The organism is Nonomuraea africana (genome assembly GCF_014873535.1).
Classification (GTDB): Bacteria; Actinomycetota; Actinomycetes; order Streptosporangiales; family Streptosporangiaceae; genus Nonomuraea; species Nonomuraea africana.
In genome coordinates this window covers 8,714,966-8,729,303 of sequence record NZ_JADBEF010000001.1, presented here as the reverse complement: position 1 = coordinate 8,729,303, position 14,338 = coordinate 8,714,966, and the positions used below count along the sequence as shown (strand labels likewise).

General features: G+C 69.7%; 14 protein-coding genes. 3 read left to right on the top strand and 11 right to left on the bottom strand.

Going from position 1 to position 14,338, the window contains the following annotated elements; genetic code table 11:
- Positions 1–195: 195 nt before the first annotated feature.
- Positions 196–612: a hypothetical protein gene (locus H4W81_RS41820; protein ID WP_192779851.1), complete on the top strand. Its 417-nt coding sequence runs from the start codon at positions 196–198 to the stop codon at positions 610–612.
- Here the strand turns inward: H4W81_RS41820 and H4W81_RS41815 are convergent.
- A complete protein-coding gene (locus tag H4W81_RS41815; RefSeq protein WP_192779850.1) occupies positions 597–1,751 on the bottom strand; it encodes an acyl-CoA dehydrogenase family protein in 1,155 nt (384 codons plus the stop codon). The two genes, H4W81_RS41820 and H4W81_RS41815, sit on opposite strands and share 16 nt — an antisense overlap.
- Positions 1,752–1,874: 123 nt before the next feature.
- Here H4W81_RS41815 and H4W81_RS41810 point away from each other — a divergent pair, with 123 nt between their 5' ends.
- Positions 1,875–3,188, top strand: coding sequence for a UDP-glucose dehydrogenase family protein (locus tag H4W81_RS41810; protein WP_192779849.1), 1,314 nt, complete (start codon positions 1,875–1,877; stop codon positions 3,186–3,188).
- A 383-nt stretch (positions 3,189–3,571) separates the two neighbouring features.
- Here the strand turns inward: H4W81_RS41810 and purE are convergent, their stop codons facing one another.
- Genes purE through H4W81_RS41795 form a run of 3 tightly spaced genes read right to left on the bottom strand, consistent with a single transcriptional unit; the run spans position 3,572 to position 6,190 of the window.
- Positions 3,572–4,072: a 5-(carboxyamino)imidazole ribonucleotide mutase gene (gene purE, locus H4W81_RS41805; protein WP_192779848.1), complete on the bottom strand. Its 501-nt coding sequence runs from the start codon at positions 4,070–4,072 to the stop codon at positions 3,572–3,574.
- The gene (locus tag H4W81_RS41800) at positions 4,069–5,220 is read right to left on the bottom strand and encodes a 5-(carboxyamino)imidazole ribonucleotide synthase (RefSeq protein ID WP_318782412.1); all 1,152 of its coding nucleotides are present in this window, start codon (positions 5,218–5,220) and stop codon (positions 4,069–4,071) included. The genes purE and H4W81_RS41800 overlap by 4 nt, the downstream gene beginning before the upstream one ends.
- Positions 5,221–5,266: 46 nt before the next feature.
- A complete protein-coding gene (locus H4W81_RS41795; RefSeq protein WP_192779846.1) occupies positions 5,267–6,190 on the bottom strand; it encodes a hypothetical protein in 924 nt (307 codons plus the stop codon).
- Between the two features lie 253 nt (positions 6,191–6,443).
- On the opposite strand from H4W81_RS41795, the gene H4W81_RS41790 reads away from it, so the two are divergent.
- Entirely contained in the window at positions 6,444–6,932 is a 489-nt protein-coding gene (locus tag H4W81_RS41790; protein ID WP_192779845.1) for a GtrA family protein, read from the top strand.
- A gap of 4 nt (positions 6,933–6,936) precedes the next feature.
- On the opposite strand, the gene H4W81_RS41785 is transcribed toward H4W81_RS41790, so the two are convergent.
- From H4W81_RS41785 to H4W81_RS41755, 7 genes are all read right to left on the bottom strand, one after another.
- On the bottom strand, positions 6,937–9,408 hold the full coding sequence (locus H4W81_RS41785; RefSeq protein WP_192779844.1) for a hypothetical protein: 2,472 nt from the start codon (positions 9,406–9,408) through the stop codon (positions 6,937–6,939).
- Positions 9,409–9,505: 97 nt separating this feature from the next.
- Complete coding sequence (locus tag H4W81_RS41780) at positions 9,506–10,780, bottom strand: ATP-binding protein (protein ID WP_192779843.1); 1,275 nt, start codon at positions 10,778–10,780, stop codon at positions 9,506–9,508.
- 3 nt (positions 10,781–10,783) lie between these two features.
- Positions 10,784–11,452, bottom strand: a complete 669-nt coding sequence (locus H4W81_RS41775; RefSeq protein ID WP_043620820.1) for a response regulator transcription factor — start codon at positions 11,450–11,452, stop codon at positions 10,784–10,786.
- Between the two features lie 298 nt (positions 11,453–11,750).
- Complete coding sequence (bfr, locus tag H4W81_RS41770; RefSeq protein WP_192779842.1) at positions 11,751–12,230, bottom strand: bacterioferritin; 480 nt, start codon at positions 12,228–12,230, stop codon at positions 11,751–11,753.
- Positions 12,231–12,247: 17 nt separating this feature from the next.
- Positions 12,248–12,427 carry a (2Fe-2S)-binding protein gene (locus tag H4W81_RS41765; RefSeq protein WP_192779841.1) on the bottom strand — a complete coding sequence of 60 codons (180 nt, stop codon included), beginning with the start codon at positions 12,425–12,427 and terminating at the stop codon, positions 12,248–12,250.
- A gap of 146 nt (positions 12,428–12,573) precedes the next feature.
- Positions 12,574–13,176, bottom strand: coding sequence for an MBL fold metallo-hydrolase (locus tag H4W81_RS41760; protein WP_192781355.1), 603 nt, complete (start codon positions 13,174–13,176; stop codon positions 12,574–12,576).
- Between the two features lie 74 nt (positions 13,177–13,250).
- Complete coding sequence (locus tag H4W81_RS41755; protein ID WP_192779840.1) at positions 13,251–14,336, bottom strand: S-(hydroxymethyl)mycothiol dehydrogenase; 1,086 nt, start codon at positions 14,334–14,336, stop codon at positions 13,251–13,253.
- Positions 14,337–14,338 lie beyond the last annotated feature (2 nt).

Genomic DNA, 14,338 nt, shown 5'->3' with positions numbered 1-14,338 from the left:
CAGGGCGTCAGAGCGAGCAGGGTGACCGTGAACGTGGACGCGCGCCGGCCGGCTACCAGTTCGAACAAGCGGCCGACTGATCACTCAGCAAAGGGGCCGGGCTCTGGCTGCTCGGGCGTCAGCCGCCTGTGTGGTCCTGCTCCTCCCGCCCATGGTCAACGTGGCCCGCGGCCACTCGCTGTGGATCACCCCCACGTGCCGATCGAGTGGCTGATCCGCCGGGTGGGAGACGTCCCGGTGATGCTCTGGTGGGTCTTCGAGTTCTTCGTCGGGATCGGCGGGCTGGCGATTGTGGCGCTGGTCGCGACTCACAAAGGGACCGGGCTCGCTGTGAGATTCGCCGTGGGCGCCCTGCTGACCACCGCCATGGTCGGGGTCGTCGCCGTGGCCCTGTTCGGAAGCGCTCCGGGGGGTGCCTCCGGCTTCCGGCTCGGGCGCGTAGGTCCCGACGGCCCGGTCGACGACTGGCTCATCGACATGCCGCCCGACACCGCCTTGAGCTTCTTCGCGCGGAACGAGGCCGTCTCCCCGCTGTGGTTGATAGCGCGGAACCCGGCCCCCTCACCGCACGGAACCGGGTCTCCGCAGCTCATCCCCTACTTGAGGAGCTGACGAGCCATCACCATGCGCTGGATCTGGTTGGTGCCCTCGTAGATTTGGGTGATCTTGGCGTCGCGCATCATGCGCTCTACAGGGAACTCCCGCGTGTAGCCGTACCCGCCCAGCAACTGCACCGCGTCCGTGGTGATCTCCATCGCCGCGTCCGACGCCGCGCACTTCGCCGCGCTGGACAGGAACGTCAGGTCCTTCTGCGGCTGGCCGTGCATCGCCAGTTCCGATTTGGCGGCCGCGTGGTAGGTGAGCTGGCGCGCCGCCTCCAGCTTCATGCCCATGTCGGCGATCATGAACTGCAGACCCTGGAAGTCGGCGATGGGCTTGCCGAACTGCTTGCGCTCCTTGACGTACCCGATGGCGTAGTCGAGGGCGCCCTGGGCGATGCCGAGGGCCTGGGCGGCGATGGTGATACGGGTGTGGTCGAGGGTGGCGAGGGCGGTCTTGAAGCCGGTGCCGGGCTCGCCGATCATGCGGGAGGCCGGGATGCGGACGTCCTCGAGGATGACCTGCCTGGTGGGAGAGGCCTTGATGCCGAGCTTCTTCTCCTTGGGACCGAAGGAGACGCCGTCGTCGGACTTCTCGACGACGAAGGCGGAGATGCCGCGCGCCCCAGCGGAGGGGTCGGTGACGGCCATGACCGTGTAGTACTCGGAGACACCCGCGTTGGTGATCCACATCTTGACGCCGTTGAGGACGTAGTGGTCGCCGTCGAGGACCGCGCGGGTCTTCATGGCGGCGGCGTCGGAGCCGGCCTCGGGCTCGGAGAGCGCGTAGGAGAACATCGCCTCGCCGGAGGCGACGCGGGGCAGGTAGCGCTCCTTCAGCTCAGCGGAGGCGGACAGCAGCAGGGGAACCGTGCCGAGCTTGTTGACGGCCGGAATCAGGGAGGAGGAGGCGCAGGCGCGGGCCACCTCCTCGATGACGATGACCGCGGCGAGCGCGTCGGCTCCCGCACCGCCGTACTCCTCGGGGACGTGGATCGCGTGCAGGTCAGCGGCCACGAGCGCCTTGTAGACGTCCCACGGGAACTCCTCGCGCTCGTCGGCCTCGGCGGCACGAGGCGCGATCTTCTCATCGGCGAGGGCACGGACGGTCTCGCGGAGCATCTCGTGCTCCTCGGTGAGGGCGTAGGTCATAGCTGAATACTAGGACGTCCAAGCATCTTGTTACCAGCCGGTACGATTCGCCGGTTTACGCAGGTGGCACAGTGGAAGTGACGGGGACCGGTAACATGCCTTGGCGATGAAAGGAGCTCACTCGTGCCATATCGCCTAACGGTGATCGGAACCGGGTATCTGGGCATCACCCACGCGGCCTGCATGGCGGACCTGGGGTTCGAAGTCCTCGGACTCGACATCGATGTCGACAAGATCCGTCGCTTGCAGAACGGTGAGCTGCCGATCCACGAACCCGGCCTGGAAGAGATCCTGAGGCGAGGGCTCGGGTCCGGGCGTCTGCGTTTCACCACCTCCTACGAGGAGGCGGCCGCGTTCGGCGACATCCATTTCCTGTGCCTGGGCACGCCGCAGAAGCACGGTGAGTACGCGGCCGACGTCTCCTACCTCGACGCGGCCGTCGAGTCGCTGGCGCCGTACCTCGACAGAGACTGTCTGGTGGTGGGCAAGTCGACGGTTCCCGTCGGCACCGCGGCCCGCCTGGCGGCCAAGCTCGCCCGCCTCGCGCCGGTCAACGCGGGGGCCGAGCTGGCGTGGAACCCCGAGTTCCTGCGCGAGGGCTTCGCCGTGCAGGACACGCTCAACCCTGACCGCATCGTGATCGGCGTCGCCTCCGAGCAGGCGGAGAAGATCCTGCGCGAGGTCTACGAGCCGCTCGGCGAGGTGCCGATGGTGGTGACCGACTATCCGACCTCCGAGCTGGTCAAGTCCGCGGCGAACGCCTTCCTGGCGACCAAGATCTCCTTCATCAACGCGATGGCCGAGGTCTGTGAGGCTTCTCACGCCGACGTGCAGCAGCTGTCCAAGGCGCTGTCGTTCGACGACCGCATCGGCGGCCGTTTTCTCAACCCCGGCCTCGGGTTCGGCGGCGGCTGCCTGCCCAAGGACATCCGCGCGTTCATGGCACGGGCCGGTGAGCTGGGCGCCGACCAGGCGCTGACGTTCCTGCGCGAGGTCGACGCGATCAACATGCGCCGCCGCGCGCGCATGGTCGACCTGGCCCGCGAGCTGGCGGGCGGCTCCTTCCGCGGCTGCACCGTGGGCGTGCTGGGCGCGGCGTTCAAGCCGAACTCCGACGACATCCGCGACTCCCCCGCTCTCGACGTGGCCGTGACCATCGGGGAGCAGGGCGGCCAGGTCACGGTGTATGACCCGATAGCGCTCGACAACGCCCGCAAGGCGCACCCCGAGCTGTCCTACGGCGACTCCGCCCTCGACGCGGTGCGTGGCGCGCACGTGGTGCTGCTGCTCACCGAGTGGAAGGAGTTCATCGACCTCGACCCCGAGGTGCTCGGCGCGGCGGTGGCGACCAGGAAGATCGTCGACGGCCGCAACGCGCTCGACGCGGAGACCTGGCGCGCGGCCGGCTGGCACTACCGCGCCCTCGGCCGCCCGTAGCCGCCCCCATTCTGCGGGCGCCCCGATTGTGGGGGCGCCCCATTGTGCGGGCGCCTACGGCCGCCCGTGGCCGCTCCCGAAACCCCCACCCCGTACGGCAAGCCACCCCCGGCCACCGCGGTCACGTGGCCGGGCCCCGTCCATCACGCCACTCGAGCAGAACTTCGGCGGGCCGCCGTCACGTCGCCCCTACCCGGCCCTACGGTTATCGCAGACATCGACAAACGACAAACCGTCGTTCCCAGGGGGCGTGACATGGCCAACTGGGCGGGCTGGTGGGCGTCGCCGTCCTGGCGCCGGCGCAGGTGTTCAGGCACGGCGTCAGGCAGACCCGCCCAGCGAGAGGCCCGCGGAAGAGCCGACCGTAGAAGATCCTCAGGGCGCTACTGGCGCAGTGCCGCCGCCTCGGCCCTCAGCTTTTCGCCCTTGGCGTGGGCCTGGTCGCGCAGCGACTCCTGGAAGGCCTCCAGCTTCGCGCGCAGTCCCTCGTCCGAGGCGGCCAGGATGCGGACCGCCAGCAGGCCCGCGTTGCGCGCCCCGCCCACCGCGACCGTCGCCACCGGGATGCCCGCGGGCATCTGCACGATCGACAGCAGCGAGTCGAGACCGTCGAGGTACTTCAGCGGCACCGGCACCCCGATCACCGGCAGCGTGGTGACCGAGGCCAGCATGCCCGGGAGATGCGCCGCGCCACCCGCGCCCGCGATGATCACCTTGAGGCCGCGGGAGGCGGCCTGCCTGCCGTACTCGATCATCTCGGTCGGCATCCGGTGCGCGGACATCACATCGGCCTCGAACGGGAGACCGAACTCCGCGACCGCCTCCGCCGCCAGCCTCATCACCGGCCAGTCGGAATCGCTTCCCATGACGATGCCGATGCTCATGTGTACTCCCCTGTGGTGAGGTAGACGGCGGCGTGCCTGGCCCGGGCCCTGGTGTCGTCGAGGTCGGCGCCGAGAGCGGTCACGTGGCCGATCTTCCGGCCCGGCCGCACCTCCTTGCCGTAGAAGTGCACCTTGACGCCGGGGTCGTGGGCCATCACGTGCTCGTAGCGCTTGAAGATGGCGGGGTCGTCCCCGCCGAGCAGGTTGGCCATGACGACGTAGGGCGCGGCCATGGACGGCGAGCCGAGCGGCAGGTCGAGCACGGCCCGCAGGTGCTGCTCGAACTGGGAGGTGCGGGCGCCCTCGATGGTCCAGTGACCGCTGTTGTGGGGACGCATGGCCAGCTCGTTGACCACGAGCCCATGGGCGGTCTCGAACATCTCCACGGCCAGCAGCCCCGTCACCCCCAGCTCGTTGGCGATCTTCAGGGCGATGCGCTGCGCCTGGGCGGCGTCCTCGGGGTCGAGGCCGGGCGCGGGGGCCAGGACCTCGACGCAGATGCCGTTCTCCTGGACGGTCTCGACGACCGGGTAGCTGACACCCTGCCCGTGCGGCGAGCGGGCGACCAGCACGGCCAGCTCGCGCTCGAACGGGACGAACGCCTCGGCCAGCAGCGGGACACCAGTCGCGACCACCTCGGCGGCCTCGTTCTCGTCGTCGCACACCCACACGCCGCGGCCGTCGTAGCCGCCCCTGACCGCCTTGAGCACGACGGGCCAGCCGTTCCGCGCCGCGAACTCCGCGACGTCGGCGACCGTGTCGACGGTGCGCCACGCGGGGCAGGGCGCGCCGATCTCGGTGAGCCTCCTGCGCATCTCCGCCTTGTCCTGCGCGTGGACGAGGGCGTCGGCGCCGGGGTGCACCTGGATCCCCTCGTCGGCCATGGCCTTGATGTGCTCGGTCGGCACGTGCTCGTGGTCGAAGGTGACGGCGTCACAGCCCGTCGCGAACTCGCGCAGGACGGACAGGTCACGGTAGTCGCCGAGGTGCGTGTCGACGATCACCTTCGCCGCGCTCTCGTCCGGCGAGTTGGCCAGGACCCGCAGCTCGAGGCCGAGCGGGATCGCGGCCTGCTGCATCATGCGGGCCAACTGGCCCGCGCCGACGACGCCCACAACGGGCCCGACATGGGAAGAGGGGCTGCTCACGTGCCCGAAGCATACCCTCCCCCAGGACACCAGCATGTCGCGACGGTCAGGTGGTCAGATCCGCGATCGCGCGTCGCAGGGCGACGGTCGTCAGGCGGTTCTTCGAGCTGATCTCGCTGGCCAGGACGACGAGCTCGGTGCCGGTCAGCGTGGCCGGTTGGCTCTCGCCGGTGAACTCCTTCACCTGCGCCCTGCCGTACGGCGGGCGGCTGAGCGCGGCGCGGCCCGCGCCGGGGCGGTGGCGGGAGACGAGACGGAGGCTGTGGAAGACCAGCATCGACCCGTTCGACAACGCCAGCGCGCGGAACGGGCCGCCGAAGAGCTCGACGTCGACGCTCACGCGGTCGGGACGGGCCGTGGCCGGACGGCCGACGAGCTCGTCGCGCAGGTCGGCGATGGCGTCGCCCGGTGGGAAGGCGATGCCGCTCACTCCCGCGGTGTCGGTGAGGTAGGTGAGGTGGCGCTGGGGGACCAGCTTGGCGCGCCGGGCCGTACTGGCGGACGCGGACGCGCCGTCGGCGCGCTCGGGCGCCTCGCCGAGGATCCGCAGCGGCCCCGCGGCCAGGCGCCAGTTGCGGTCGTAGACGAACAGGAAGTACGTGGGCTCCGGCCGGCGCGCCAGCACGGCGAACCAGTCGGGGGCTTCGGGCAGCAGGTATTCGAGGTCGGTGTAGCCGGTCAGGGCTGGGCGGCCGTTCCGGGTCACCTCACAGGCACGACCGCCCAGCGCATTCTCCGCCCACGCGGTGAGGCGGTCGACGGCCGCGCAGTCCCGGTCCTCCCAGGCCTGGGCGAGCTCGCCGAGCAGGTCGAACGCCTTCTCCGCCACTGCTCGCTCCACCCGGTGCGCGGATGCGGGTGGCGACGGCGGCTCCTTCGGCTCCTCCGCACGGCTGCTCGCGACTCCACAGCCGGTCACCATGGTCGCCATGGACAGGCTGGTCAGAAGTGCGAACAGTCGACGCTTCACGGGTGGTTCCCCAGGGTGACGGCCGTCTCTCGCGGGCATGGAGCCGCGATCTGGGCGTCAGCGTAGTGGGCGCCGATCCAGCTTTCCCGTCATAAGACGATATTTCTAGAATTGTTCTTTGTGAATGGATGATGAGCCGCTCCAGTCGCTTTGCGGAACCTTCGCACCCGGGGATGGGCGCCGGCCGCTAACCTGGTGAGGTCGGCCCCGGCCCGCGGGTGGCAGGAGAACCGGAAAGGACCGTGCAGGAGACGTGGAGTTCTTCAGACGCGCCTACCACCGGTTCGTTCATCTGATCCATGAGCTGGCCAAGTTCGGCACGATCGGCGGCATCGCCTTCGTGATCGACTTCGGGGCCACCAACCTCTTCCGCTTCGGCATCGGCCTGGGCCCGCTCATCTCGACGGCCCTGGCCACGGTCATCTCGGCCACCTTCGCCTACGTCGGCAACCGGTTCTGGACCTTCCGCAACCGCGAGCAGAGCGGGCTGGCCCGCGAATACCTCCTGTTCTTCCTGCTGAACGGCATCGGCCTGCTGATCAGCCTGATCGTCATCGGGTTCACGACGTACACGCTGGGGCTGCACGACGCGCTGAGCTTCAACATCGCCAAGATCATCGGTGTCGGGCTCGGCACGCTGTTCCGGTTCTGGTCGTACAAGAAGTGGGTGTTCCTGGCGCCGGAGGAGCCGCCGGTCGAGCCGGTCACGGGCCTGCCCGAGCCCGCCTCGCCCCGGCGGTAGCCGCCTACGGCGCGGTCACCGTGTGGCGGTGCAGGCGCTCGTTGGTCTTGTAGTAGAGGTCGCCGAACCTGTCGGCCGTGAGCCCCTCCATGCCGGGGACGGTCAGCAGCACGGTCAGCGCCTTCGTCGACCTGTTGATCCGGAAGATCTGGTCGCCCACCGTGCCGTAGACGTGGCCGGGATCCTTGTCCACGGTGAGCAGGACACCGTCGCGCCAGGCCAGTCCCGGCCTGGCCGCGTAGTCGGGGTCGGCGAAGAGCCGCGTCACCGTGATGGCGTCGGGACGGGCGGGATCCAGTGTGAACAGCGAGCCGCCCGCCAGGCCCCAGAGCCTGCCGTCCACCTCGGTGAGGGCGGTGACGGCCTTGGGCTCCGTCAGCGGGAGCGGGTGGGGCCGCACCTCGCCGGTCGCGGGGTCGTAGGAGAACAGCGTGGCCGACGCCCCCGGCGCGTAGACGGGATTGACGCCCAGGGCGCCCCTGGTGGAGGTGCCGCCGAAGAGCTTGCCGCCGGCGAAGGCCAGCGAGACGACGGCCTGGTCGCGCACGACGCAGAGGGTCCGGCCCGCCGTGCCCTCCTTCCAGACGGTGAGGGCGCCGCTGCGCTTGCCGTACTTCGGGACGGTGCCCATGTAGATCGTGCCGTCGGGGCCGCCGGCGAGCGCGTAGGGACGGTCCTGCGGCGGCGGCCCCTTGCCCGGCTCGCAGTCGTCGGCCTTGCTGCCCGCCGCGCCAGCCGTGTACCTGAGCGTGGGCGGCCAGGGCCCGGCGGGGTCGTGGCTGTAGAGCTTGGCCGACGGATAGACGCCGAGGTAGAGCCGGCCGTCGTGGGAGAGCAGGCTGTCGGTCTGGCTGATGCCGGTGAGCGTGGGCGTGTCGGGGGTGGAGTCGTCGGCGTCTCCGCGCAACGGGTCGTAGACGCCGGTGCCGCCGGTGAGGTAGCCGCCGGTGTAGATCCGGCCATCGGGTCCGGCGCCGAGCGCGTTGATCGCGGCGGGCAGGACGGGCGTGTCGCGCACGACCCTGCTGCTCCACTGGCCCGTCGCGGGCGCGTACGTGAAGATCCTGGTGCCGTCCTCGGCCGCGCCGAGGCCGGTAAGCGTGCCGTTCAGCCAGGTGTAGCCGGTGATGTCCAGCCCCGGCCGTACGGCGGTGGCCTGCAGGGACCTGGCCGCGAGGTCGTAGGAGTGCAGCACGCCCTCCTTGACCAGCCAGACCTTGCCGTCGCGTGCGGGTGAGTGGTGCAGGTCCACGTCGGTGATGGTGGCGTCGGTGACGGCGCGGTGGGAGCCGTCGGTGTTGCGTACGATCTCGAGCACGAGCAGCGTGCGGTCGATCCAGGCGAACAGCCTGCCTCCGGTCCAGGTGAGCCCGCCGACCATGGAGTTGTGCGCGTAGGCGGCGGGCAGCAGGCTGTCCACCCGTCCCGTGACGTTGTCGAACCTGACGAGCGAGGCGTTGGTGCCGGTGCCGAGGTAGGTGGCGTTGGCGGCGGGGTCGTGGGCGAGGCTGCGCACGTACTCCGCGCCGGCCACGATGGGGACCTGGCCGATCGTGGTGAAAGCGCCGCGGTCGTACGTGAAGTAGCGGCCGTCGTTGTAGGTGCCGCCGTACACCTTTCCGCCCGCTCCCGGCTCCAGGTCCCAGATGAAGGAGTAGCCGCCCTCCGCCCTGCCGAGGTCGGTCACCGTCGTCTGGCCCGGCACGTGCCTGTAGAGCTTGGAGTTGGGATAGGTGCCCAGGTAGACGCTGCCGTCGGTGGCCGTGGCCGCCGCCCAGCCACCGACCGTGGGCGTGCCAGCGGTGTCGGGGATGACGATGCTCGCCTGCACCGTCTCGGTCGCCAGGTCGATCACCGCCAGCCTGGGGTTGGTGTCGGCGGTTCCGGTGTAGACGGCGTAGGCCCGGCCGCCGGCGAACGTGGTGGCGTTGGGCACGCTGCTCTCGATCTGCACGCCGAGGTCGGTCACCTCTTTGGTGATCAGAACTTCGTCCCAGTAGGCGGTGCCGACGTTGGCCACGCCCGAGTAGATGAGCGCCGAGACCGTCATCGTGCCCGCGGGTGCGATGCCCGAGGCCGTGACGTCGTTCCATCGCCGTCCCGAGACCGACGCGCTCGCGCTGCCGAGGAGCTGTCCCGACGAGCCCCTGAACCTCAGGTAGAGGTCGGCGGCGCCGCTTTCGGCCCAGACCGTTGCCCGGGCGGTGTAGCGCGTGCCCGCCGTGGCGGGCAGTCCGGGCAGGCTCTCCCTGCCGTACGCCTGCGCGGGCTCGGTGTCGCCGACGCGCGCGGTGGTACGGCCCTCCCAGACCGTCGCGGTGACGCCGCCCGGGCTGTGCGAGCCGCTCCAGCCGGTCAGTCCTTCGTCGAAGCCGGCGTTGGCGATGCGCAGGTCGGCGGCGTGCGCCGGGGTGAGCGGAACGGCGAGCAGGGTGGCTGACAGTGCTCCAGCGAGCAGCCTTCGTAACGGGGTCAACCGGCCGCACCTCCCGAGGGGCGCTCAATCATGCTCGATTATGGCCCTGACCGTAAACCTTCGCGCGTAACCCGTCAATGGCCTGCCGAGCGGACCCTCATGCGGGGCCGGTGACCACGCGGCGGCCGGGCACTTCGGCGGGGCGCAGGAAGATCGCGAAGACCGCGGGACGGCGGCGCACGAGCTCGAGCCGCCCGCCGTCGGCGGCGGCCAGCGCCCTGGCGAGCGTGAGCCCGAGGCCCGTGCCGCCACCACCGCTCACGTTGCGCTCGAAGACCTTGGGCGCGATCTCGTCGGAGATCCCCGGGCCTTCGTCGGCGACCTCGATGACGATGTAGTTGTCACTGCTGCTGGTGGAGACGGAGACGGCGCCGCCGCCGTGCTGGATGGAGTTCTCCAGGAGCGAGGCGACGACCTGGCCCAGTCCGCCACCGGTGGCCAGCGCCTTGAGACCTCTGGTGCCGCCGAGGGAGACCGAGCGACCCGCCCTGCGGAAGGCCGGTTCCCACTCGGTGACCTGCTGGATCAGGACCTCGTCGACGGAGATGGGCTCCGCCTGCGCGATGCGCTGGCGGCGGGCGGCGGCCAGGAGTTCGTCGATGACCGCGGTGAGGCGTTCGGCCTGGACGATGGCGGCCTCGCCCTCCTCGCGGACGACGGCGGGTTCGTCGGAGGCGGCGACGATCTCCTCCAGGCGCATGGTGAGCCCGGTGAGGGGGGTGCGCAGCTGGTGGGAGGCGTCCGTGGCGAACTCACGCTCGCGCGTGATCAGGTCGGAGATGCGCGCGGCGCTGCGGTCGAGGACCTCGGCCACGCGGTCGAGTTCGGGGATGCCGTAGCGGTGTTTGCTGGGCCGGGCGTCTCCCGAGCCCAGCCGCTCAGCGATCTTGGCCAGGTCCTGCAGCGGCAGGGTGAGCCGACGGGACTGCACGATGGCCAGTCCCACCGCGACCGCGAGAGCCGCGGCGGCCAGGGCCACGATGAGGAGCAGGCGAGCGCGGACGTCCTGCTCCACCTGCGCCTTGTCGCGGCTCACCCTGACATAGATGCCGCTGTCCGACTTGGCCTCCTCGTGCATGGAGTGGCCGGACTGCGGTGACGTGCCGACGACGGTCGCCGTCGGCGGGTTGCCGTTGACGTAGATCTGGATGTACCTGTCGGGATACTTCTGCTCCAGCTGCTGCGGATCGAGCGGCGTCTCCTGGATACGGGCGTATTCCACCTCGCCCACCAGACGGGTCGCCTCGGCCCTCAGCTGCTGATTGGCGTCCTCGACGATCAGCCGGCTGACCACCACGCCCAATGGCACCCCGAGCAGAAGTACGGCTATGGCCGCGACGACCAGGGTGGAGGAGAGTAGGCGGCGGCGCACGACCTACTCTCGCTCGAACCTGAAGCCGACTCCCCTGACGGTCGTGATGTAGCGCGGCTTGGCGGCGTCGTCGCCGAGCTTTCGCCGTAGCCAGGAGATGTGCATGTCAAGTGTCTTGGTGGAACCCCACCAGTTGGTGTCCCAGACCTCGCGCATGATCTGCTCGCGCGTGACGACCTTCCCCGCGTCCCGCACGAGGACGCGTAGCAGGTCGAACTCCTTGGTCGTCAGGTGCAGCTCCTTCTCGCCCATCCACGCGCGACGGGAGTCGGCGTCGATGCGCACGCCCTGGACGACAGGGGTCTCTGAGGTGCCGCGCCGCAGCAGGGCTCGGACACGGGCGAGCAGCTCCGCCAGGCGGAACGGCTTGGTGACGTAGTCGTCGGCGCCGGCGTCGAGACCGACGACGGTGTCGACTTCGTCGACGCGAGCGGTGAGGATGAGCACCGGAGTGCCGTGGCCCTCGGCCCGAATCCGGCGGGCGACCTCGAGGCCGTCCATCTCCGGCAGGCCAAGGTCGAGAACGATGAGGTCGATGCCCCCCGACAGAGCCCTCTCGAGGGCCTGCGGGCCGTCGGGGCTCACCTCAACCTGATAGCCCTCGCGGCGCAGGGCGCGCGCGAGCGGCTCGGAAATCGAGGTGTCATCCTCGGCGAGAAGTACGCAGGTCATGAAGCGATCGTAGGACCTTAGGCGATCGTTTCCCGGGCGCAGCGCGCGGTTTGACTCGCGTTTGACCTATCTATTGACCTGGGCAAACGCTGATAAATGACGGATAGTCGGGGTTTAATGCCCCACGCCTTCCGCTGACGCCCGCGTTCGTTCTTCCCTCGCGTACGGCAAGCAACTCTCGCGCCTGCGCGATCATGAAGTCGCGCGCGACGCGACACGCGTCGGCGTGCCGTCCCGATTGGTCCCGACATGGGAACGCCCGCCGGAGCAGATGTCACGGCGGGCGGCCAGAGAGAGATCAGTCGGACGGGGGCTCGGCGTAGCGAGCAAGGTAGAGCTGCTCGCCCAGGCTCTGGATGAGCCCCAGTTCGGTTTCCAGATAGTCGATGTGATGCTCCTCGTCGGCGAGGATGTCCTCGAACAGGCGCGCCGAGGTCGTGTCGCCCTTCTCGCGCATCAGCTTGATGCCAGGCTTGAGCCGGTTCACGACGCCCAGCTCCACCTCGAGGTCGGCGCGCAGCTGCTCCTCCACGGTCTGGCCGATGTGGAGGGTGCCGAGCCGCTGGTAGTTGGGCAGCCCCTCGAGGAACAGGATGCGGTCGGTGAGCCGCTCGGCGTGGCGCATCTCGTCGATCGACTCTTCGCGAGTGTGCTTGGCCAGCCTGGTGTAGCCCCAGTTCTCCTGCATCTTGGCGTGCAGGAAGTACTGGTTGATAGCGGTGAGCTCCGCGGTCAGCTGCTCGTTGAGCAACTCGATGATCTGCTTGTCGCCCTGCATTGAACGGGCCCCTTGTGCTATGCGGTCGGAATCAGGTCCTCAGACCGTTTCAGGATCGCACAGATCTTCCTGACGCAAGAAGCGCAGTCGCTACCGGCTCCCGTGGTGTCGCGGATCTGCCGTGCGCTCTTCGCGCCCGCAGTGATGCAGTCGTGGACCTCGTTCTCGGTCACTGCACGACACACGCATACGTACATCGGGGGAAAAGCCTCTCACGGGTTGGGAACACGCCTTTGGTTAGGCACACCTAAGATAACCCACTTTGGTAAGGCTTGCCTACGTGTGGTGCGACACAGGCATAAATCCCCCATGACAGGACATTGCTCCCGCCGGGAAGGTTCCGCTACGTGGTCAGGTGGGAACTCTCCGCGCCGATGGTCGTGGAGTCGCCGTGGCCGGTGTGGACGACGGTCTCGGCGGGCAGCGGCAGCAGCCGCGTCCTGATCGACTCGAGCAGCGTCTCCTTCGACGAGAACGACCTGCCGGTCGCGCCGGGCCCGCCGGAGAAGAGCGTGTCACCGGTGAAGACCACACCCAGCTCGGGGGCGTGCAGGCACACCGCGCCGGGCGCGTGACCCGGCGTGTGGATCACCCGCAGCTCGATCCCGCCGACCTTGAGCGACGCCCCGTCCTCCAGCGGCGTGTAGGGCACGGCGTCGCCGTAGTGCATCTCCCAGAGCACCTGGTCGGCTGGGTGCAGCAGGATGGGCGCCCCGGTCAGCTCGGCCAGCGGGGCGGCGGCGTTGATGTGGTCGTTGTGCGCGTGCGTGCAGACGATCGCGGAGACGCTCCTGCCGCCGACGCGCTCGGCGATCTTCTCGGCGGAGTGCGCGGCGTCGATGACGATCACCGAGCGGGCGTCGCCGACCAGCCACACGTTGTTGTCGACCTCCCACGTGCCGCCGTCGAGCGAGAAGGTCCCCGAGGTGATGACCCTGTCGATCAGGATGCCCGAGCCTGACGGCTCGCGCCTCCTGATCGAGTTGTCGCTGTGCTTACTGGTTCCCTCGCTTCGCTCACTCACAGGACCACCACCGAGCGCAGGACCTCGCCGCGGTGCATGCGGGCGAAGGCGTCCTCGACCTGGTCGAGGGCGATCTTCTCCGAGACGAACCGCTCGAGCGGGAGCCGTCCCCGCAGGAACAGGTCGATCAGCATGGGGAAGTCGCGGGAGGGCAGGCAGTCGCCGTACCAGGAGGACTTGAGCGCGCCGCCGCGCCCGAAGACGTCGAGCAGCGGCAGCTCCAGCGTCATCTCGGGGGTCGGCACGCCGACCAGCACGACGGTGCCGGCCAGGTCGCGGGCGTAGAAGGCCTGCCTGTAGGTCTCCGGCCGGCCGACGGCCTCGATGACGACGTCGGCGCCGAAGCCACCCGTCAGGTCGCGGATGACCTCGACCGGGTCGGCCTGCGCGGAGTTCACCTTGTCGGTCGCGCCGAAGTCGCGGGCCCACGCGAGCTTGCGGTCGTCGACGTCCACCGCGATGATCTTCGCGGCGCCGGCGAGCGAGGCGCCGAGGATGGCCGCGTCGCCGACGCCGCCGCAGCCGATGACGGCCACGGTGTCGCCGCGCGAGACGTTGCCCGTGTTGAGCGCGGCGCCGAGCCCGGCCATCACGCCGCACCCGAGCAGGCCCGCCACCTCGGGCGGCGCATCGGCCGAGACCTTGGTGCACTGCCCCGCGGCGACCAGCGTCTTCTCGGCGAACGCGCCGATGCCCAGGGCGGGGCTGAGCTCGGTGCCGTCGGCGAGCGTCATCTTCTGCGCGGCGTTGTGCGTGGCGAAGCAGTACCAGGGGCGCCCGCGCAGGCAGGCCCGGCAGGCGCCGCACACCGCGCGCCAGTTGAGGATCACGTAGTCGCCCGGCGCGAGGTCCTTCACCCCCTCGCCGACCGCCTCGACGACACCCGCCGCCTCGTGTCCGAGCAGGAAGGGGAAGTCGTCGTTGATCCCGCCCTCGCGGTAGTGGAGATCGGTATGGCAGACCCCGCAGGCCTTCACGTTGACGACCGCTTCACCTGGGCCTGGATCCGGCACGAGAACGGTCTCGGTGGAGACCGGCTGACCCTTGCCACGAGCTATGACGCCTTGCACTTCGTACGGCATGC

Coding starts and splice junctions, on each gene's coding strand:
- H4W81_RS41815 (WP_192779850.1), bottom strand. CDS start 1,751: ATGACCTACGCCCTCACCGAGGAGCACGAGATGCTCCGCGAGACCGTC.
- H4W81_RS41755 (WP_192779840.1), bottom strand. CDS start 14,336: ATGCCGTACGAAGTGCAAGGCGTCATAGCTCGTGGCAAGGGTCAGCCG.
- bfr (WP_192779842.1), bottom strand. CDS start 12,230: ATGCAGGGCGACAAGCAGATCATCGAGTTGCTCAACGAGCAGCTGACC.
- H4W81_RS41775 (WP_043620820.1), bottom strand. CDS start 11,452: ATGACCTGCGTACTTCTCGCCGAGGATGACACCTCGATTTCCGAGCCG.
- purE (WP_192779848.1), bottom strand. CDS start 4,072: ATGAGCATCGGCATCGTCATGGGAAGCGATTCCGACTGGCCGGTGATG.
- H4W81_RS41765 (WP_192779841.1), bottom strand. CDS start 12,427: ATGTACGTATGCGTGTGTCGTGCAGTGACCGAGAACGAGGTCCACGAC.